This window comes from Comamonas sediminis (assembly GCF_041107495.1).
GTDB lineage: Bacteria > Pseudomonadota > Gammaproteobacteria > Burkholderiales > Burkholderiaceae_C > Comamonas > Comamonas sediminis.
The window spans coordinates 131,429-150,183 of record NZ_JBGBDC010000012.1 but is presented as its reverse complement, the minus strand read 5'-3'; the positions used below and the strand labels follow the sequence as shown (position 1 = coordinate 150,183).

The 18,755-nt window shown below is 61.9% G+C and carries 17 protein-coding genes, 1 tRNA gene and 2 pseudogenes; 10 read left to right on the top strand and 10 right to left on the bottom strand.

The features are described 5' to 3' along the window. From AB7A72_RS22980 to AB7A72_RS22965, 4 genes are all read left to right on the top strand, one after another. Window positions 1-76: transfer RNA gene (locus AB7A72_RS22980), tRNA-Asn, on the top strand. Between the two features lie 130 nt (window positions 77-206). Further along, on the top strand, window positions 207-1,007 hold the full coding sequence (gene aat / locus AB7A72_RS22975; protein WP_239808752.1) for a leucyl/phenylalanyl-tRNA--protein transferase: 801 nt from the start codon (window positions 207-209) through the stop codon (window positions 1,005-1,007). Next, window positions 1,000-1,758: an arginyltransferase gene (locus AB7A72_RS22970; RefSeq protein ID WP_312415367.1), complete on the top strand. Its 759-nt coding sequence runs from the start codon at window positions 1,000-1,002 to the stop codon at window positions 1,756-1,758. The genes aat and AB7A72_RS22970 overlap by 8 nt, the downstream gene beginning before the upstream one ends. Before the next feature lie 54 nt (window positions 1,759-1,812). Continuing rightward, a complete protein-coding gene (locus AB7A72_RS22965) occupies window positions 1,813-2,610 on the top strand; it encodes an IclR family transcriptional regulator (RefSeq protein WP_239808754.1) in 798 nt (265 codons plus the stop codon). A 72-nt stretch (window positions 2,611-2,682) separates the two neighbouring features. Here the strand turns inward: AB7A72_RS22965 and AB7A72_RS22960 are convergent, their stop codons facing one another. The 7 genes from AB7A72_RS22960 to AB7A72_RS22930 all read right to left on the bottom strand — a co-directional run bounded on the left by AB7A72_RS22960 (window position 2,683) and on the right by AB7A72_RS22930 (window position 12,448). After that, window positions 2,683-3,810 (bottom strand): serine hydrolase, encoded by a 1,128-nt coding sequence (locus AB7A72_RS22960; RefSeq protein WP_239808755.1) that lies wholly within the window; start codon window positions 3,808-3,810, stop codon window positions 2,683-2,685. 117 nt (window positions 3,811-3,927) lie between these two features. Then, entirely contained in the window at window positions 3,928-5,466 is a 1,539-nt protein-coding gene (locus AB7A72_RS22955; protein ID WP_239808756.1) for a 2-isopropylmalate synthase, read from the bottom strand. A 154-nt stretch (window positions 5,467-5,620) separates the two neighbouring features. Beyond that, the gene (gene leuA, locus AB7A72_RS22950; RefSeq protein WP_369461263.1) at window positions 5,621-7,345 is read right to left on the bottom strand and encodes a 2-isopropylmalate synthase; all 1,725 of its coding nucleotides are present in this window, start codon (window positions 7,343-7,345) and stop codon (window positions 5,621-5,623) included. 221 nt (window positions 7,346-7,566) lie between these two features. Beyond that, entirely contained in the window at window positions 7,567-8,454 is an 888-nt protein-coding gene (gene pssA / locus AB7A72_RS22945) for a CDP-diacylglycerol--serine O-phosphatidyltransferase (protein ID WP_312415359.1), read from the bottom strand. A 204-nt stretch (window positions 8,455-8,658) separates the two neighbouring features. Continuing rightward, entirely contained in the window at window positions 8,659-9,675 is a 1,017-nt protein-coding gene (gene ilvC / locus AB7A72_RS22940) for a ketol-acid reductoisomerase (RefSeq protein WP_230773062.1), read from the bottom strand. Window positions 9,676-10,022: 347 nt separating this feature from the next. After that, the gene (ilvN, locus tag AB7A72_RS22935) at window positions 10,023-10,514 is read right to left on the bottom strand and encodes an acetolactate synthase small subunit (RefSeq protein WP_021024891.1); all 492 of its coding nucleotides are present in this window, start codon (window positions 10,512-10,514) and stop codon (window positions 10,023-10,025) included. A 143-nt stretch (window positions 10,515-10,657) separates the two neighbouring features. Next, window positions 10,658-12,448 carry an acetolactate synthase 3 catalytic subunit gene (locus tag AB7A72_RS22930; RefSeq protein WP_239808759.1) on the bottom strand — a complete coding sequence of 597 codons (1,791 nt, stop codon included), beginning with the start codon at window positions 12,446-12,448 and terminating at the stop codon, window positions 10,658-10,660. 305 nt (window positions 12,449-12,753) lie between these two features. On the opposite strand from AB7A72_RS22930, the gene AB7A72_RS22925 reads away from it, so the two are divergent. From AB7A72_RS22925 to AB7A72_RS22900, 6 genes are all read left to right on the top strand, one after another. Then, entirely contained in the window at window positions 12,754-13,317 is a 564-nt protein-coding gene (locus AB7A72_RS22925; protein ID WP_239812735.1) for an RNA polymerase sigma factor, read from the top strand. Then, window positions 13,314-13,751, top strand: a complete 438-nt coding sequence (locus AB7A72_RS22920) for a DUF3619 family protein (protein WP_239808760.1) — start codon at window positions 13,314-13,316, stop codon at window positions 13,749-13,751. Before AB7A72_RS22925 ends, AB7A72_RS22920 begins: the two co-directional genes overlap by 4 nt. Then, the gene (locus AB7A72_RS22915; RefSeq protein ID WP_369461262.1) at window positions 13,748-14,674 is read left to right on the top strand and encodes a DUF3106 domain-containing protein; all 927 of its coding nucleotides are present in this window, start codon (window positions 13,748-13,750) and stop codon (window positions 14,672-14,674) included. The genes AB7A72_RS22920 and AB7A72_RS22915 overlap by 4 nt, the downstream gene beginning before the upstream one ends. Window positions 14,675-14,684: 10 nt before the next feature. Beyond that, window positions 14,685-15,254, top strand: coding sequence for an RDD family protein (locus tag AB7A72_RS22910; protein WP_369461261.1), 570 nt, complete (start codon window positions 14,685-14,687; stop codon window positions 15,252-15,254). Between the two features lie 132 nt (window positions 15,255-15,386). Continuing rightward, on the top strand, window positions 15,387-15,833 hold the full coding sequence (locus AB7A72_RS22905) for a diacylglycerol kinase (protein ID WP_369461260.1): 447 nt from the start codon (window positions 15,387-15,389) through the stop codon (window positions 15,831-15,833). Further along, window positions 15,830-16,426 (top strand): LOG family protein, encoded by a 597-nt coding sequence (locus AB7A72_RS22900; protein WP_369461259.1) that lies wholly within the window; start codon window positions 15,830-15,832, stop codon window positions 16,424-16,426. Before AB7A72_RS22905 ends, AB7A72_RS22900 begins: the two co-directional genes overlap by 4 nt. A gap of 113 nt (window positions 16,427-16,539) precedes the next feature. Here AB7A72_RS22900 and AB7A72_RS22895 read toward each other — a convergent pair whose 3' ends face one another. The 3 genes and pseudogenes from AB7A72_RS22895 to AB7A72_RS22885 all read right to left on the bottom strand — a co-directional run. Continuing rightward, on the bottom strand, window positions 16,540-17,766 hold the full coding sequence (locus AB7A72_RS22895; protein WP_369461258.1) for an MFS transporter: 1,227 nt from the start codon (window positions 17,764-17,766) through the stop codon (window positions 16,540-16,542). A 137-nt stretch (window positions 17,767-17,903) separates the two neighbouring features. Then, window positions 17,904-18,059 (bottom strand): annotated as a pseudogene (locus AB7A72_RS22890) (ornithine cyclodeaminase family protein); the annotation flags it as partial. 29 nt (window positions 18,060-18,088) lie between these two features. After that, a pseudogene (locus AB7A72_RS22885) lies at window positions 18,089-18,703 on the bottom strand (MFS transporter); the annotation flags it as partial. Window positions 18,704-18,755 lie beyond the last annotated feature (52 nt).

Here is an 18,755-nt window from a genome sequence, read left to right as displayed (position 1 = left end):
TCCTCAATAGCTCAGTTGGTAGAGCGCCGGACTGTTAATCCGTAGGTCCCTGGTTCGAGCCCAGGTTGAGGAGCCACTTCAAAAGCCTGCACACATGTGCAGGCTTTTTGTTTTTGCAGGCCCTGCCCCGCTGCGGCGGCAGAACTGCAGTATTTATCACCCCCGCGCCGCCTTGGGGGCCGGCAGCCCGCCATTTGGCCGCTACCATGGCAACAGACACCATGAGCGCCAACCACCACACCCCTCCGCTTGCCTGGCTGCAGCCCGATGACGACTTTCCGCCGGTCGACCGGGCCTGGGGACCCGACACGCCCCACCCCGGCCTGCTCGCCGCCGGCGGCGTGCTCGACAGCGCCCATCTGCAGCAGGCCTACCGCCAGGGCATCTTCCCGTGGTTCAGCGAAGGCTCGCCGATCCTGTGGTGGTCCACCGATCCGCGCATGGTGCTGCAACCGGCCGATTTCAGGCTCCACCGCTCGCTCAAGCAGGCGATCCGCAAGTTTGAACAGGATCCGCACAGCGAGCTGCGCATCGACAGCGACTTTGCCGCCGTGATTGCAGCCTGCAGCCAGCAGGCCCGCCCGGGGCAGGATGGCACCTGGATCGTCGACGATATCCAGGCTGCCTACACGCAGCTGCACCGCGATGGCTTTGCCCACAGTGTGGAGCTGTGGCAGCGCGGCCGGTTGGTGGCCGGGCTGTACTGTGTGGCCATCGGCCGCGCGGTGTTTGGTGAATCGATGTTCACCACGGTCCCCAATGGCTCCAAGATTGCGCTGGCCGCACTGGTGCAGATCTGCCGCCGTGAGCAGGCGCCGATGATCGATTGCCAGCAAAACACCGGGCATCTGGCCTTCATGGGTGCAGCAGAGATACCGCGCAGCCGGTTTGTGGCCCATGTGCGCACGCAAATAGCGCTGCCCCCGATGCGTTGGGAGTTTGCATCTCGCGATTGGACTGACATAATCCCACTATCTGAAATGACATCTCCGCATCCGGATGAGTAGGCTGAACGAACTACCGCTGCACAGCTTGCAGTTTTATGCGACAGCGCCCTACCCATGCAGCTATCTCGAAGCGCGCATGGCGCGCTCTCAGGTAGCCACGCCCAGCCACGCCATCCAGAACGATGTCTATTCCGAGCTGATCCAGCAGGGCTTTCGCCGCAGCGGCCTGTTCACCTACCGCCCTTATTGCGATGGCTGCCAGGCCTGCGTGCCTTTGCGCGTGCATGTGCAGGACTTCAAACCCAAGCGCCACCAGCGCCGCGCGCGCAAACAGCATGAAGCACTGGAAGTGCGCGTGCTGCCGCTGGGCTTTCTGCGCGAGCACTACGCGCTCTACCTGCGCTACCAATCGGCCCGCCACACCGGTGGCGGCATGGATGAGGACAGTGTCGAGCAGTATTCGCAGTTCATGCTGCAAAGCCGGGTCAACAGCCGCCTGGTGGAGTTCCGCGAACCGGCACAGGGCACACAGCCCGGCGCCTTGAAGATGGTCTCGATCATCGATATCCTCAACGACGGCCTGTCCGCCGTCTACACCTTTTACGAGCCCGAGGCCCACACCAGCTACGGCACCTACAACGTGCTCTGGCAGATCGAGCAGTGCCGTGCGATGGGCCTGCCCTACCTGTACCTGGGCTACTGGATTGCCGCCAGCCCCAAGATGCAGTACAAGGCCGACTACCAGCCCTATGAGGTCTACATCGACCAGCGCTGGCAACCGGGCCAGCTCGCCAACCATTGCGCCGCCTGATCGCTGCGATCAAGCGGCCCCCCCTATCTTTGTTATCTGAGCGCCAGTCTACGCATGACCAAAACAACACATGACACCGTCACCAAGCCCAGCGTGCAAGTGCTAGAGCGCATGTTCACGCTGCTGGACGTCCTGGCCACGCGCGAGGAAGCGGTGTCACTGAAAGAGCTCAGCGAAATCACGGGCCTGCACCCGTCGACGACGCACCGCATCTTGAATGACCTGACCATCGGCCGCTTCGTGGACCGCCCCGAATCGGGCAGCTACCGCCTGGGCATGCGCCTGCTGGAGCTGGGCAACCTGGTCAAGGCACGCATCAATGTGCGCGAAGTGGCGTTGCTGCCGATGCGCCGCCTGCACCTGGCGACCCAGCAGGCCATCAACCTGAGCATGCGCCAGGGCGATGAGATCGTCTACGTGGAGCGCAGCTTCAGCGAACGCTCGGGCATGCAGGTGGTGCGTGCCATCGGCGGGCATGCGCCCTTGCATCTGACCTCCACCGGCAAGCTCTTCCTGGCCGATGATGAACCCGAGCGTGTGCGCGCCTACGCCATGCGCACGGGCCTGGCCGGCAATACCAAGAACAGCATCACCAACCTGGCGGTGCTCGAGCGCGAGCTGTCCAAGACACGCCAGTACGGCGTGGCACGCGACAATGAAGAGCTGGAGCTGGGCGTGCGCTGCATGGCCGCAGGCATCTATGACGACCAGGGGCGCCTGGTGGCAGGGCTGTCCGTCTCCGCCCCCGCTGACCGGCTGGAGGACGCCTGGACCACGCGCCTGCAGGCCACGGCGAGCGAGATCTCATCGGCACTGGGATTTGACGAACACCGCCAGCCCAACGCACGCTGACGCCAGTCCGCCCTGCACACTCGCAGACGCAAAAAAACCTGCCGAGGCAGGTTTTTTGTTGGGTGCCTGGCGTCAGTGTTTGGCCAGCAGGTGCGTGGCGGAGCCTTCCACCCAATGGCGCACCCGTTCGGCGTCTGCCAGACGGCCAAACTTGCCAGCCGAATCCAGGAACACCATGATCAGCTTGCGGCCCGCGACCTGGGTCTGCATCACCAGGCAGCGCCCGGCTTCGGAGATATAGCCGGTCTTTTGCAGGCCGATGTTCCACTCCGGGTTGTGCACCAGGCGGTTGGTGTTGTTGAACTGGACGGTACGCTCACCCACTTCCACCTGGTAGGACGGCGAGGTGGTCAGATCGCGCATCAGCGGATCGGAGTGCGCCACGTTGACCAAGGTCGCCAGGTCGAAGGCGCTGGACTGGTTGGAGCTCGACAGGCCGGTGGGCTCGACATAGCGGGTATCGGCCATGCCCAGCATCTTGGCTTTCATGTTCATCAGGCCGACAAAGGTCTGCATGCCGCCCGGATAGGTGCGGCCCAGCGCATGCGCTGCGCGGTTTTCGCTGGACATCAGCGCCAGGTGCAGCAACTCGCCACGCATCAATGTGGTGCCGACACGCAGACGCGAGCTGCTGTGCTTTTCGGTGTCCACATCGTCCTGGGTGATGGTGATCATCTCGTCCATCGGCAGCTGGGCCTGGGAGATGATGAGGCCGGTCATCAGCTTGGTGAGCGAGGCGATGGGCAGCACCGCATGGTCATTCTTGGACAGCAGCACCTCATGCGTGTCCTGGTCCAGCACCAGCGCCACGCTGGACTTGAGGGCCAGCGGATCGGTCACATCATGCAGACCGGCGAGCTGGCCGAAGGATTGGCGCTCGGGAATGATGACGGCCGAGGCGACCGCAGCACGACCGGCATGGCGGCCCACCTTGGCGACGGTGGTCTTGCCCTTCGCAGCCTTGCCTGCGAGCTTTTTCGACGCGGGCGCTGCAGCTGCCTGCTTCTGGCGCCCATTGCGCTCACCCTTGGAGGCCACGGCCGCCTGCTTCTTGCCTGCCTTGGCCTGCACATGGGCCTTCGCAGCGGGCTTATTCTTGGCGCTGGCATGGGCGGCAGGCGCCGCTAAACCAAAGGCCAACGTACAAATTGCAAACAAATGTGAAAAACGACGCAAAACACTGCGATGACGTAGCGCCATTATTCTGCTCCCTACAAATACGATAGCTGACAGCGGAAATTTGGATTCAAAAAATCGCGCAAATTCATGAACTTACGCGGTTCTTCAATTATTTAAGTGAAATTATATTCCGAAGTCTCAACCTTGTGCAGCTACTCGCTCCGTAGGATTTTGTAACTTGTTCAGTGCAGCGATGTAAGCCTTCGCTGACGCCACGACGATATCGGGGTCTGCACCTACACCGTTGACGATGCGGCCACCTTGCTGCAAGCGTACGGTCACCTCACCCTGGCTCTCGGTGGAGCCGCTGATCGCATTGACCGCATACAGCACCATCTCCGCACCGCTGCGCGCCTGGGATTCGATGGCCTTCATCGATGCATCGACAGGCCCGTTGCCGGTGGACTCGCCGCGCACTTCCTGGCCGTGGGCAATCAGCACCACACTGGCCTTGGGCTGCTCGCCCGTTTCGCTGGCTTGCGACAGCGACACAAAGCGGTAGGTCTCAGCCTGGGCTTCCGCGCCTTCCATGTGCACCAGTGCCAGGATGTCCTCGTCAAAGATTTCACTCTTGCGGTCAGCCAGGTCCTTGAAACGGGCGAAGGCGGCATTGATGTCGCTTTCGCTGTCCATCACCACACCCAGCTCCTGCAGGCGCTGCTTGAAGGCGTTGCGGCCCGAGAGCTTGCCCAGCACGATCTTGTTGGCGCTCCAGCCCACATCCTCGGCCCGCATGATCTCGTAGGTGTCGCGGGCCTTGAGCACGCCATCCTGGTGGATGCCCGAGGCATGGGCAAACGCATTGGCGCCCACCACGGCCTTGTTGGGCTGCACCACGAAGCCGGTGGTCTGGCTGACCAGGCGGCTGGCGGCCACAATGTGCTGGGCGTCGATGTTGACATCGAGGCCAAAGTAATCGCGGCGCGTCTTGACGGCCATGACGACTTCTTCCAGTGAGCAGTTACCCGCGCGCTCGCCCAGGCCGTTGATCGTGCACTCCACCTGGCGCGCACCACCGATCTTGACGCCGGCCAGCGAGTTGGCGACGGCCATGCCCAGGTCGTTGTGGCAATGCACCGACCAGATGGCCTTGTCACTGTTGGGAATGCGCTCGCGCAGGTTCAGAATGAACTGGCCGTAGAGCTCGGGGATCGCGTAGCCGACGGTGTCGGGCACATTGATGGTGGTGGCGCCTTCGGCGATCACCGCCTCGATCACGCGGCAGAGAAAATCCGGGTCGCTGCGGTAGCCGTCTTCGGGACTGAATTCGATATCGCCCACCAGATTGCGGGCAAAGCGCACTGACATCTTGGCCTGCTCGAACACCTCATCGGGCGACATGCGGAGTTTTTTCTCCATGTGCAGCGGGCTGGTCGCAATGAAGGTGTGAATGCGTGCCCGGTTGGCAGGCTTCAAGGCTTCGGCAGCGCGGGCAATGTCACGGTCATTGGCGCGGGCCAGCGAACAGATGGTCGAGTCCTTGATGATGGAGGCGATGCTCTGCACACAATCGAAATCTCCGTTGGAGCTGGCGGCAAAGCCAGCCTCGATGACGTCCACCTTGAGGCGCTCGAGCTGGCGCGCAATGCGCAGCTTCTCGTCCTTGGTCATCGACGCGCCGGGCGACTGTTCGCCATCGCGCAAGGTGGTATCAAAAATAATCAGTTGGTCGCTCATCGTGTGTTCTCCATGGCATGGGTCATGCGCTGCCGCCGTGCTGCCACTGTGGGTAAGTGGAATCTCTACAACAGGCTGCAGGAAAGCGGTCTGCCCGCTCTCCTGCAGCCTGCGTCAACCGCGCTGTAGTTTACGTGCTTTGCTCTGCCTGTGGTTAGGCAGCAGCCGTTTCCGCAGCTGCTTGTGGCGCTGCCGTTTGCACGCTGGCGACAGCACCGCTACGTACCACCGCGCTCATCACCGCGCGGAAAGCCGCCTGGGTGCTGTTGCTGTCCATGCCCACGCCATACAGGCTCTGGCTGTCGCCGACGCGCAGCTCGATGTAGGCGGCAGCGGTGGCATTGGCGCCCTTGTCGCCGCGCGCATCGCTGGCGGCAACGGCATGCTCGCTGTAGTCGAGCAGGCGTACAGGAATACCAATGGCACTGCTGACCGCCTGCACAAAGGCATCGATCGGACCGTTGCCCTGGCCGGCAATGCTGACAGCCTGACCGGCCCATTGCAGCTTGCCGCTGATGCGCACGTCATCACTGTCGCCCGATTCCACGCGGTACTGGGCCAGTGCATGGTTGGCGCTGAGTTGGTACTCGCGCTCGAAAATTTTCCACAAATCCTTGGCGGTGAACTCGGTGCCCGCGGTGTCCATCGCGCGCTGCACCACTTGGCTGAACTCGATCTGCAAGCGGCGTGGCATCGCCAGGCCATAGGCTTCTTCGAGCAGGTAGGAGATACCGCCCTTGCCCGACTGGCTGTTGACGCGGATCACCGCTTCGTAGCTGCGGCCCAGGTCCTTGGGGTCGATCGGCAAGTAGGGAATTTCCCAGATATCGGCATCCTGGCGGGCCGCAAAGGCCTTCTTGATGGCGTCCTGGTGCGAGCCAGAAAACGAGGTGTAGACGAGGTCGCCGGCATAGGGGTGGCGGGCAGGCACCGGCAACTGGTTGCAGTACTCGACTTCGGCACGGATCGCGTCGATGTCCGAGAAATCCAGTTGGGGCGATACGCCCTGCACATACATGTTCAAGGCCACATTGACGATGTCGAGGTTGCCGGTGCGCTCGCCATTGCCGAACAGGCAGCCTTCGACGCGGTGGGCGCCGGCCATCAAGGCCAGCTCGGCGCTGGCCGTGCCAGTGCCGCGGTCGTTGTGCGGGTGCACCGACACGACCACTTCAGGGCGGCCAGCGAACTTGCGCACCATCCACTCGATCTGGTCGGCAAACACGTTCGGGGTGGCGTTTTCCACCGTGGTGGGCAGGTTCAGAATGATGTCACGGCCAGCGCCCCAGGCGGCAATCGCGGTCTCGCAGGCCTGCAAGGACACATCGAGCTCGGCCAGCGAGAAGGTTTCGGGCGAATACTGCAACACCCACTCGGTGCCCGGCTGGGCATCGGTCAAGACCTTGAGATGGGTCACCTGGTCTTTGACCAAGGCCATCACCTCGGGCACGCTCATGCCGAACACGACCTTGCGCCAGACAGGGGCCACCGCGTTGTAGATGTGGACGATGGCGCGCGGCGCGCCTTGCAGGGCCTCGACCGTGCGCGTAATCAGCTCTGGGCGGGCGGGGGTCATCACCTGGATGGTGACGTCGGCAGGGATGCGCTTTTCCTCGATCAACTGCCGCACAAAGTCGAATTCGATCTGCGAGGAAGCGGGAAAGCCGACTTCGATTTCCTTGAAGCCAATCTTGACCAGCATGTCGAACATACGCAGCTTGCGCGCCAGGTCCATCGGCTCGATCAGCGCCTGGTTGCCGTCGCGCAGATCGGTCGACAGCCAGATGGGTGCCTGGGTGATCTGGGCATCAGGCCAAGTGCGGTCACGCAACGCAATGGCTGGAAAAGCGCGGTACTTGCTGGAAGGTTGGGTCAACATGGTTGGCTGGTCTTTCTCATCGGAACAAAAAGTTCGGGGTTGGAAACCAGCAACCTGCTAAAACAGAATCGGCCCGTTGCTGGTGCAAACGGGCCGAGGTGTAGGGGTGAAAAACTGCGCGCTACTCTACCTGCCCGTTGGACATGCTAGTAGTAGAGCTAGGGACAGGTTTTGCATGGCGTTCACTCTAACACAGGTTTTGACGAAAGTCCGCAAAAAATTCAATCGTGGTGCAAGCCGCGCTCTTCGGGCTCATCGGTCGAGGTCGCCACGATCGACACATGCTGGCCCTTGAAGCGGCGCCACGCATAGATCACATAGCCCGAGAGCAAATAGGCCACAAAGATGAGGAACAGCATCGTGGCCGGCTCAATGCTCACCACCGCCAGCAGCAGCACCACGACCACCAGCGAGAAGAAAGGCACGCTCTTGGCAGCCCCTGCATCCTTGAAGCTGTAGTAGGGAATGTTGGTGACCATCGTCAGGCCTGCCAGCAAGGTGATGGCGAACATGATCCAGGACAGGTCATCGCGGCTGGCCGGGTAGCCGCCGAACAGCGCAATCACCTGGCCAAAAATCGGTACATCACGGTGCGATACCAGGAGTGCGCTGGTCAGCCAGATAAAACCCGCCACCAGAGCTGCAGCAGCGGGAGACGGCATGCCCTGGAAATAGCGCTTGTCGACCACGCCAGTGTTCACGTTGAACCGCGCCAGGCGCAGCGCCGCACAGGAGCAGTAGACGAAGGCGGCAATCCAGCCCCAGCGGCCCAATGGGCGCAACGCCCATTCATAGGCAATCAGCGCCGGAGCCGCGCCAAACGACACCATGTCCGACAGCGAGTCCATCTGCTCGCCAAAGGCGCTTTGCGTGTTGGTCATGCGGGCCACACGCCCGTCCAGGCTGTCGAGCACCATCGCGCAGAACACGCCCACGGCGGCAGCCTCGAAACGGCCGTTCATGGCCATCACGATCGAGTAAAAGCCGCCAAACAACGCGGCCAACGTAAACGAGTTGGGCAGCACATAAATGCCCTTGCGCCATTTGCGCTGCGCAGGCACCAGCGCAGGCGCTGCAGCCTTGGGCTTGGTTTCGTTATCGTCCAGCATTCAATCCACTCCAGCGCCAGCTATATCTGCGCAATCAGCTACATATTTTATAGTTTCCGGCGGGCTCAGGCCCGGCCGGGCATGGCCTACAGTGTAGCTTTTGCCACTATGGGCCCACCGGGGATGCCCATGAAAAAAGGACTGCCTCGGCAGTCCTTTGCGAATCAGCACGGCGCCGCTGCAGGCAGCGGCGGCCAATGTGATTTAGTTGCGGGTCTGGTCGACCAGCTTGTTCTTGGCGATCCAAGGCATCATGGCGCGCAGCTGACCACCCACTTGCTCGATCTGGTGATCGGCCGTATTGCGGCGGCGGGCGGTCATCGATGGGTAGCTCAGACGGCCTTCCTGGATGAACATCTTCGCGTAGTCGCCGTTCTGGATGCGCTTGAGCGCGTTGCGCATGGCCTTGCGCGACTCTTCGTTGATCACCTCAGGACCGGTCACGTACTCGCCGTATTCGGCGTTGTTCGAGATCGAGTAGTTCATGTTGGCAATGCCGCCTTCGTAGATCAGGTCCACGATCAGCTTGAGCTCGTGCAGGCACTCGAAATAGGCCATTTCAGGCGCGTAGCCGGCTTCCACCAGGGTCTCGAAGCCCATCTTGATCAGCTCGACAGCGCCGCCGCACAGAACGGCTTGCTCGCCGAACAGGTCGGTCTCGGTTTCTTCCTTGAAGTTGGTCTCGATGATGCCGGCCTTGCCGCCACCATTGGCCATCGCGTACGACAGGGCCAGGTCACGGGCCTTGCCGGACTTGTCCTGGTGCACAGCGATCAGGTGGGGCACGCCGCCGCCTTGGCTGTAGGTGTTGCGCACGGTGTGGCCAGGGGCCTTGGGCGCCACCATCCACACGTCCAGATCGGCGCGGGGCACGACCTGGTTGTAGTGCACGTTGAAGCCGTGTGCGAACACCAGCGAAGCGCCTTGCTTGATGTTGTCCTTGACGTTGTCGTTGTACACCTTGGCGATGTCTTCGTCAGGCAACAGGATCATGACCACGTCAGCGGCCTTCACGGCGTCGTTGACTTCCATCACGGTCAGACCGGCCTTCTCGGCCTTGGGCCAGGAAGCGCCCGACTTGCGCAGACCGACAATGACCTTCACGCCACTGTCGTTCAGGTTTTGCGCGTGCGCATGGCCTTGCGAGCCGTAGCCGATGATGGCGACGGTCTTGCCTTTGATGAGGGACAGATCACAGTCCTTGTCGTAAAAAACTTTCATGCTTCGCTCCGTTGGTATCAGTCAAAAATGCAAACAAACACTTGTTCACGAATCTGTATCGTCAGGGGGCCTTGCGGTGTTTCCTGACGCCAGCAAATAAGCCCCCGCTACAAAAGCGCCCAATCCTACTATGAGGGACAACCACAACTGGGAGCCAGGGGTAGCAAAGGCATCGGCCTGTGAAAGCAGTGGATCGCATTGGCGAATCTGGGTCCAGCCGTCCTGTTCCCAGGAGCATTCCGGATCATCTTGCTGTAGCGAGGACTCCACCAGCACAAGCCCCACCAGCAGCAGCACCACCCCCACCGCCTGGCGGGCATGGCGTCGCAGCCGGTGACACCAGCGCATTACACGCGCAAGATTCGTTCACCGCGACCGATGCCACTGGCACCGGTACGCACGGTCTCGAGGATGGCCGAACGATCGATCGCACTGAGGAACGCATCGTTCTTGGCCTGGTCGCCGGTCACCTCGATGGTGTAGCTCTTCTCGGTCACATCGATGATGCGGCCACGGAAGATGTCGGCCATGCGCTTCATTTCTTCGCGCTCCTTGCCGACCGCCCGCACCTTGATCATCATCAGCTCGCGCTCGGTATAGGCGCCCTCGGTCAGATCCACCACCTTGACCACTTCAATGAGGCGGTTGAGGTGCTTGGTGATCTGCTCGATGACGTCGTCCGAGCCGGTGGTGGTGATGGTCATGCGCGACAGCGAGGCATCCTCGGTGGGCGCCACGGTGAGCGACTCGATGTTGTAGCCACGGGCCGAGAACAGGCCCACCACGCGCGACAATGCGCCTGGTTCGTTCTCCAGGAGAACCGCAATGATGTGTTTCATAAGAACAGATTCCTCTTTTCGCTACCCTCCCCCAACGCCGGTAAGCGCTGGGCTCGGTAGACAATAGATTCGTCAGAAAGGGAAAAGCCGAAGAAAGAGGTGGGCGCGTGCCTGCAGCAGGACGCGCCTACCGGGGATGGCGTTTACAGATCGTCCGCGCCCAACAGCATCTCGGTGATGCCCTTGCCGGCTTGGACCATCGGGAAGACGTTCTCGGTCGGGTCGGTGCGGAAGTCGAGGAACACGCTCTTGCGCTCTTCGCGGGCAATGCGCCGCGCTTCGCGCAGCGCCGGCTCCACGTCCTCGGGCTTCTCGATCAGAATGCCTGCATGGCCATAGGCTTCGGCCAGCTTGACGAAGTCAGGCAGCGAATCCATGTAGCTGTGGCTGTAGCGGCCCGAGTATTCGATCTCCTGCCACTGGCGCACCATGCCCAGGAAGCGGTTGTTGAGCGCGCAGATGATGATCGGCGTCTCGTACTGGCGGCAGGTGGCCAGCTCCTGGATGTTCATCTGCACCGAACCTTCGCCGGTGATGCAGAACACCTCGGCATCGGGCTTGGCCAGCTTGATGCCCATCGCATACGGAATGCCGACACCCATCGTGCCCAGGCCGCCCGAGTTGATCCAGCGGCGCGATTCCTCAAAGCGGTAGTACTGCGCAGCCCACATCTGGTGCTGGCCCACGTCCGAGGTCACATAGCAGTCCGCATCGCGGGTCATCTGCCACAGGGTCTCGACGACAAACTGCGGCTTGATGACTTCCTTGTTCTCGCGGTCGTAGCGCAGGCAGTCACGGCTGCGCCAGCCTTCGATGGTCTTCCACCAGTTCTGCAGCGCATCGGCATCCGGGCTGGCCACGCTCTCGCGGACCATCGCAATCAGCTCGGAAAGCACTTCCTTGCAGTCGCCAACGATGGGCACATCCACCTTGACGCGCTTGGAAATCGACGAAGGGTCGATGTCGACATGGATGATCTTGCGGTCCACCGACATGAAGTGCTTGGGATTGCCGATCACCCGGTCGTCAAAACGCGCGCCCACGGCCAGCAGCACATCACAGTTCTGCATCGCGTTGTTGGCCTCGATCGTGCCGTGCATGCCCAGCATGCCCAGGTACTTCGGATTGCTCGCCGGGTAGGCGCCCAGTCCCAGCAGGGTGTGGGTCACCGGGTAGCCCAGCAGGTCCACCAGGGTGCGCAACTCTTGCTCTGCACCGCTCAGCAGCACACCACCGCCGGTATAGATATAGGGGCGCTTGGCCGCCAGCAGCAGCTGCAGCGCCTTGCGGATCTGGCCGCTGTGGCCCTTCTTGACCGGGTTGTAGGAGCGCATTTCCACCGTGGAGGGATAGCCGGTGTAGGCCACCTTCTTGAAGGAAACGTCCTTGGGAATATCGATCACGACGGGGCCGGGACGGCCAGTGCGTGCGATATGGAAAGCCTTTTTCATCGTCAGCGCCAGATCGCGCACATCCTTGACGAGGAAGTTGTGCTTGACGATGGGGCGCGTGATACCGACGGTATCGCATTCCTGGAAGGCATCCGAGCCAATGGCGGTCGTCGATGTCTGACCGGAGATCACGACGATGGGGATGCTGTCTGTGTAAGCAGTGGCAATACCGGTGACTGCATTGGTCAGGCCCGGACCCGAGGTAACCAATGCCACGCCTACCTCACCGGTGGCGCGGGCAAAGCCGTCTGCTGCATGCACTGCTGCCTGTTCATGGCGAACCAGCACATGGTTGATGGTGTCTTGTTTGTAGAGCGCGTCGTAGATGTAGAGAACTGCACCGCCGGGGTAGCCCCACAGCTGCTTGACGCCTTCGGCCTGCAGTGCCTTGACCAGCACTTCAGCGCCCATGAGTTCTTGGGATTTCTGCGCGGACTGATGCGCCGCTTGCGCCGAGTTCTGCTCGGCCTTGGACATTTCCATGATCAACCTTTGTGAATTTCTCTAACGAAAAACCTCTGGTGCTCCTCGCCCAGCTCTTGTGGAGCCTGCTTGGAACTTGAGGCCAACGGACATGGGCGAGATGCTTGCGACGCCGGACCGTGACCCTTTTGCTTTTTGATGCTTATACATTATCGCACTGCAGCATTGCTTTGCGACAAGCTACGGATTTTTTTTCGATAGGATGCGATAATCAGAGGCTTGATGCGGTGTTTTTTGCCACACTTGGTTGTTATACCCGGGTGAAAAGCGAGAAATCTCTGATTAACCACGGTGTTGGGTACGATTTGGCCACAGAACGAGAACTGTCCGACTTTCTGAAAAGCGTTGAAAAGCGAGCTTTCAAGCGCTCGCTTTTTCATGTGCGCGACCAGGAAGCCGCGCTCGACATCGTCCAGGACAGCATGATGAAGCTGGCCGAGCACTATGGCGACAAGCCTGCGCAGGAGTTGCCCATGCTGTTCCAGCGCATCCTGTCCAACAGCACGCTCGACTGGTTCCGCCGGCAGAAGACGCGCAATGCGCTCTTCACGACGATGAGCGACTTCGAAGGCCCGGATGACGAGGGGGAATTCAACCTTCTGGACATCTACAACGCCGACAATGGAGACGCCGAGCAGAGCGCCGAGGACCATACGGACCGCAAACAAACCCTTGCATTAATAGAAAAAGAGATACAACAGTTGCCAGCGCGTCAACGCGAAGCGTTTCTGATGCGTTATTGGGAAGAGATGGACATTGCAGAGACTGCAGCAGCCATGGGTTGCTCAGAGGGAAGTGTAAAAACCCACTGCTTTCGCGCCATCCAAACCTTGAGTAAAGTGCTTAAGGCCAAAGGAATCGTGCTATGAACCGCCCAAACACCGCCCAAACCGTTGTCCATGCTGAAATTTTTGCCCGCCGCGTCACCGCTCGGCTGAGCGAAGCCGAGGCTGATCTCGACTACGACATCAGCGAACGTTTGCGAGCGGCCCGGGAGCGCGCCCTGTCGCGCCGCAAGGTGGTGGCGGTGCCCGCCATCGCGCGCCAGCCCCAGCAAGAGGCGGCTGCGCCCTCCGGCAAACGCAACTGGTGGCGCGCCGTGGTGTCGGCTGTGCCGCTGAGCGCAATGGTTGCCGGTCTGGCGTTCTTCAACGGCGTGCAGGCAGACGAAGGCGCCAGCGAAATGGCTGAGTACGATGCCACCTTGCTGGCTGACGAGTTGCCGCCAAGCGCCTATACTGATCCTGGATTTACCCAGTTTCTGAAGACTGCTGCGCAAAAGCAGCCCACTGACAAGCGTTGAGACACGATTACGACAACGACGAGGTAGCCGGCAGTACGCCCGCCCCTTCGACCCTTTCTGCGATAGCAGCCAGTATTTTGCTGGCTGCTTTTGCTGTTGTAGGCATCTATGCCGGCAACCAGGCCGCCAACATCTATGGCAGCGCCGCCAGCGACCTGGTGAGCGCCAACAGCGTCACCCGCTCCACGAGCCCGCGTAACGAGGGGCCCAACTGGGATGCACTCGACGACGACCAGCGCACGGTGCTGGCCCCGCTCGAAGAGCAGTGGAACTGGCTGACCACGCAGCAGAAAACCCGCTGGACGATGATCGCCGACAGCTTCGACGATTTTTCGCCGCAGGAGCAGTTGCGCATTGCCGAACACATGAAGGAATGGGCCAAGTTCAGCCTGTCCGACCAAAGCCAGGCGCGCCTCAACTATTCCAACATCAGCAACCTGTCCGCCGAGGAAAAGCGCAAGCTCTGGGAAGATTACCAGGCGCTCAGCGCCCGCGAGCGCAAGCGCCTCGCCCAGGGCGGTGTGCTCTACCACGGTGGTGTGGCGCTGGCGCCGCGCCCCTCTGCACGCAGTACCGGCCGGCTGGTCAAGGTGCCGGCGGCGGCCATCAACCCCAACCGCGCCAATCCGCCCAAGATCCTGCCGCCGCCCGAGATCCGCGTGCAATCGCGTGGCATGGTGACCCCGGTGGAGGTCGGCCCGCTGAGCAGCCCGGCACCGGCTCCCGGCAACACGCCTGCGGCGCCTGCGCTGCCGCCCGCCCCCACTGCGGCGCCACTTCCGCCTGCGGTAGAGACTGCGCCGGTGCAAATGCCTGCCACAGTAACCCCTTCACCGCTGCCGCCGCTTGACAACCAGACCCGCCCCCGCGCGGGCGAATCACAATCGCGCAGCAGCGACAGCCCTGTGCACCCGCCGACCTGATACTGGCAGCATGCAGCCCTCCACCCGCACAACAGCGCCAGACCCTGGCTTGCCCGCCACCCCTTCGCTGTTGCGCGCGCCACGCCTGGCGCGGCGCATGGCCTGCTGGTTGTACGAAGGCATGCTGATGTTCGGCGTCGTGTTCATCGCAGGTTACCTCTACAGTGCGCTCAGCCAGACCCGCCATGGGCTGGACAATCGCCATGGTCTGCAGCTGTTCCTGTTCATCGTCTTTGGCATCTACTTCACCTGGTTCTGGCACAAGGGCCAGACGCTGGCGATGAAGACCTGGCATATCCGCATCGTCAGCCGCAGCGGCCAGCCGCTGTCGCAAGGCCGTGCGCTGCTGCGCTATGTCTGCAGCTGGTTGTGGTTCTTGCCGCCCCTGGTGGTCAGCATGCCCTTTGGGCTGCCGGTGTCTGAAATCCTGGTACTGCTGACCGGCTGGATCGCCGTCTGGGCACTGGCCAGCCGCTTGCACCCGCAGGGCCAGTTCTGGCACGATGCGCTGGCGGGCACCTGCCTGGTCGGTGCCGATCGCGCAGCCTCAGCCCTGCCCGCACCGGGCCCGTCGGTATAGACGGCTGCCCCAGGGGCACTGCGATTGGCCGTGATGCACCATCAGGATCGCAGGCGATGCCCGCATTCAAATGCTGCAGTGCAATAATAAGCGTGACCGTGCGCCATCTGTTGTGCGCCTGGACCTGATCCGATGAACCTGCCCGAACCCCGCCCCCCTGCAGAACCTGCCCAGCCGCCGTACAGCCTGGCCGACACCCATGCAGCCAACCCGCAAAAAAGCCGCACGGGCCTGCGCCGCGTCTGGCATGCCGCCGGTTACTCGCTGCAAGGCCTGCGCGCGGGCTGGGGAGAAAAAGCGTTCCGGCTGGAGGCGATACTGGCCCTGCTGCTGCTGCCTGTGTCCGTTTGGCTGGCGCGGGACTGGCGCGATTGGGCCTTGCTGATCACTCCAGTTTTTTTGGTGCTGATCGCCGAGCTGCTCAACACCGGCATTGAAATGGCGATGGACCGCTTTGGCCCTGAATGGCATGTGCTGGCCAAGAAGGCCAAGGACATGGGCAGTGCCGCCGTGTTCCTGGCCCTGGTGCTGTGCGCGGCGGTGTGGCTGCCTGCGTTGTATGAAAGATTGTTGAAATGACCCACTCCCCTTCCTTCTCGATGTGCGTTTACTGCGGCTCGCGCCCTGGCAAGCTCGAAGCCTTTGGCGAGGCCGCCCAGGCGGTGGGCCACTGGATTGGCAGCCACGGCGGCCAGCTGATTTACGGCGGCGGCAAATCCGGCCTGATGGGCACGGTGGCCCGCGCCACGCGCGAGGCCGGCGGCCGGGTGGTGGGCGTGATCCCCAAGGCCCTGGTTGACCGCGAACTGGCCAATGAGCTCTGCGATGAGCTGCATGTGGTCACCACCATGCACGAGCGCAAGGCCATGATGGCCGAGCGCAGCAATGCCTTTATCGCCATTCCCGGCGGCATCGGCACCTTTGAAGAGCTCTACGAAATCTGGACCTGGCGCCAGCTGGGCTACCACGACAAGCCCATCGGCATCCTCAACGCCCACGGCTACTACGACGGCATGCTGAAGTTCCTGCAGCAGTGTGTGGGCCAGGGTTTCATGGACGAGTGGCAGATGGGCCTGATCAAGAGCGGCGACAACCATGCCGCACTGCTGGCCGAGCTGGTCGAAGAAGCCGGCCTCGCGCAGCAAAGCGATGCGCTGCGCGCAGTGATCTAAGCAGCGCCCAGCAAACACAAAAAATCGGCACGTTGATGAACGGGCCGATTTGCTTTTGCGGGATCACCACCGCCGCTGTCGATGAAGCGGCTGCAGTGCTGGGGACCGAGCGCTTAGTCGTTGTCCGCCACGGTCTTTGCGAACGCAATACCAATCAGCGAGATCACCGCCGTGCCCACGATGTACCAGGCCACCGGCACCCAGGAGCCGTTGTAGGTGTTGAGCAGCCAGGTGGCCAGCAAGGGCGCAGTGCCGCCAGCCAGCGCCGCGCCAATCTGGTAGCCCAGGGTGATGCCGGTGTAGCGCACGCGGGTCGAGAAAATCTCCGAGAACAAGGTGCCCAGCACGGCGGTGATGGGTGCCCAGACGAGACCCAGGCCGACGACGGTGGCGATGACCAGGCTGGTCATCGTGCGCTGCTCGAGCAGCATGAAGTACGGAAAGGTGAAGGCGGCCATCACCAGGGTGCCGGCCACAAACATGCGCTTGCGGCCCATGCTGTCCGACAGGCGCCCCATCAGCGGAATCATCAGCGTCGTGACCAAGGTCGCAATGGTCACCGCATTGAGCACGGAGATCCGCTCAAAGCCCAAGGTGGCCGTCGCGTAGCTGACGATGAAGGTCGAGAAGATATAGAACGGCGCCGTCTCCACGAACTTGATGGCGACGGCCACCAGAACCGCGCGCCAGTGGTAGCGCAGGGTTTCGACCAGCGGGATCTTGGCCACATTGCCGCTGGCCTTGGCCTGCTTGAACGCGGGGGTCTCATCAATGCCCTTGCGGATCCACAGACCCAGGAACACCAGGATGGCGCTCATCAGGAAAGGCACGCGCCAGCCCCAGGCCAGGAACTGGTCATCGGGCAAGGTGCTCATCACGGTAATGGCCAGGGTCGCCAGCACCATGCCGATGGTTACGCCCATCTGCGGCACGCTGCCAAACAGGCCCTTGCGGTTCTTGGGTGCATACTCGTAGGCCAGCAGCAGCGCGCCACCCCACTCGCCACCAATGCCCAGGCCTTGCACCAGGCGCAACACGATCAGCAGAATCGGCGCCCATATCCCAATCTGTTCATAGCCCGGCAGCAGGCCGATCAGCACGGTGGCGCCACCCATCAGCGACAAGGTGATCACCAAGGTCTTCTTGCGCCCGATGCGGTCTCCGATGTGCGAGAAGATAAAGCCGCCCAGCGGCCGGATGAAAAAGGTCAACGAGAAGGTCAGATACGACAGCATCAGTCCCACGACCGGGTCCGAGGTCGGGAAGAACACCTTCCCGAACACCAGCGCCGCCGTGGTCGCATAGAGGAAATAGTCGAACCACTCGATGGAGCTTCCCATCAGACTGGCAATCAGTACTCGCTTGTTGGTGGCCGCAGACGCCGCGGGCCCGGTCGAAGATGTGCGCATGGAAGGAATGAATCAGATAGCAAAAAAATGAAGGGCAGCCCGGCCCGCACAGCGCCCGGGCACGGGTATCAAGCGGCTGCGGCGCTAAAGGCGTCAAAGGCCAGCGATGCGGCTGCCAGGTCCTCCAGGGCCGTGCCCACGGCCTTGAACAGGGTGATCTCATCGGCGCTGCGGCGGCCCGCATGCTGGCCACGGCACAACTGCTCCAACGTAGCGGCCAGGCGGCCCGGCTCCCCTTGCGGATCCACAGACCCAGGAACACCAGGATGGCGCTCATCAGGAAAGGCACGCGCCAGCCCCAGGCCAGGAACTGGTCATCGGGCAAGGTGCTCATCACGGTAATGGCCAGGGTCGCCAGCACCATGCCGATGGTTACGCCCATCTGCGGCACGCTGCCAAACAGGCCCTTGCGGTTCTTGGGTGCATACTCGTAGGCCAGCAGCAGCGCGCCACCCCACTCGCCACCAATGCCCAGGCCTTGCACCAGGCGCAACACGATCAGCAGAATCGGCGCCCATATCCCAATCTGTTCATAGCCCGGCAGCAGGCCGATCAGCACGGTGGCGCCACCCATCAGCGACAAGGTGATCACCAAGGTCTTCTTGCGCCCGATGCGGTCTCCGATGTGCGAGAAGATAAAGCCGCCCAGCGGCCGGATGAAAAAGGTCAACGAGAAGGTCAGATACGACAGCATCAGTCCCACGACCGGGTCCGAGGTCGGGAAGAACACCTTCCCGAACACCAGCGCCGCCGTGGTCGCATAGAGGAAATAGTCGAACCACTCGATGGAGCTTCCCATCAGACTGGCAATCAGTACTCGCTTGTTGGTGGCCGCAGACGCCGCGGGCCCGGTCGAAGATGTGCGCATGGAAGGAATGAATCAGATAGCAAAAAAATGAAGGGCAGCCCGGCCCGCACAG

Bases quoted from the DNA above. Each gene is read 5' to 3' on its own strand.
- aat (WP_239808752.1), top strand. From the start codon at position 207: ATGGCAACAGACACCATGAGCGCCAACCACCACACCCCTCCGCTTGCC.
- AB7A72_RS22970 (WP_312415367.1), top strand. From the start codon at position 1,000: ATGAGTAGGCTGAACGAACTACCGCTGCACAGCTTGCAGTTTTATGCG.
- AB7A72_RS22965 (WP_239808754.1), top strand. From the start codon at position 1,813: ATGACCAAAACAACACATGACACCGTCACCAAGCCCAGCGTGCAAGTG.
- AB7A72_RS22960 (WP_239808755.1), bottom strand. From the start codon at position 3,810: ATGGCGCTACGTCATCGCAGTGTTTTGCGTCGTTTTTCACATTTGTTT.
- AB7A72_RS22955 (WP_239808756.1), bottom strand. From the start codon at position 5,466: ATGAGCGACCAACTGATTATTTTTGATACCACCTTGCGCGATGGCGAA.
- leuA (WP_369461263.1), bottom strand. From the start codon at position 7,345: ATGTTGACCCAACCTTCCAGCAAGTACCGCGCTTTTCCAGCCATTGCG.
- pssA (WP_312415359.1), bottom strand. From the start codon at position 8,454: ATGCTGGACGATAACGAAACCAAGCCCAAGGCTGCAGCGCCTGCGCTG.
- ilvC (WP_230773062.1), bottom strand. From the start codon at position 9,675: ATGAAAGTTTTTTACGACAAGGACTGTGATCTGTCCCTCATCAAAGGC.
- ilvN (WP_021024891.1), bottom strand. From the start codon at position 10,514: ATGAAACACATCATTGCGGTTCTCCTGGAGAACGAACCAGGCGCATTG.
- AB7A72_RS22930 (WP_239808759.1), bottom strand. From the start codon at position 12,448: ATGGAAATGTCCAAGGCCGAGCAGAACTCGGCGCAAGCGGCGCATCAG.
- AB7A72_RS22920 (WP_239808760.1), top strand. From the start codon at position 13,314: ATGAACCGCCCAAACACCGCCCAAACCGTTGTCCATGCTGAAATTTTT.
- AB7A72_RS22910 (WP_369461261.1), top strand. From the start codon at position 14,685: ATGCAGCCCTCCACCCGCACAACAGCGCCAGACCCTGGCTTGCCCGCC.
- AB7A72_RS22905 (WP_369461260.1), top strand. From the start codon at position 15,387: ATGAACCTGCCCGAACCCCGCCCCCCTGCAGAACCTGCCCAGCCGCCG.
- AB7A72_RS22900 (WP_369461259.1), top strand. From the start codon at position 15,830: ATGACCCACTCCCCTTCCTTCTCGATGTGCGTTTACTGCGGCTCGCGC.
- AB7A72_RS22895 (WP_369461258.1), bottom strand. From the start codon at position 17,766: ATGGGAAGCTCCATCGAGTGGTTCGACTATTTCCTCTATGCGACCACG.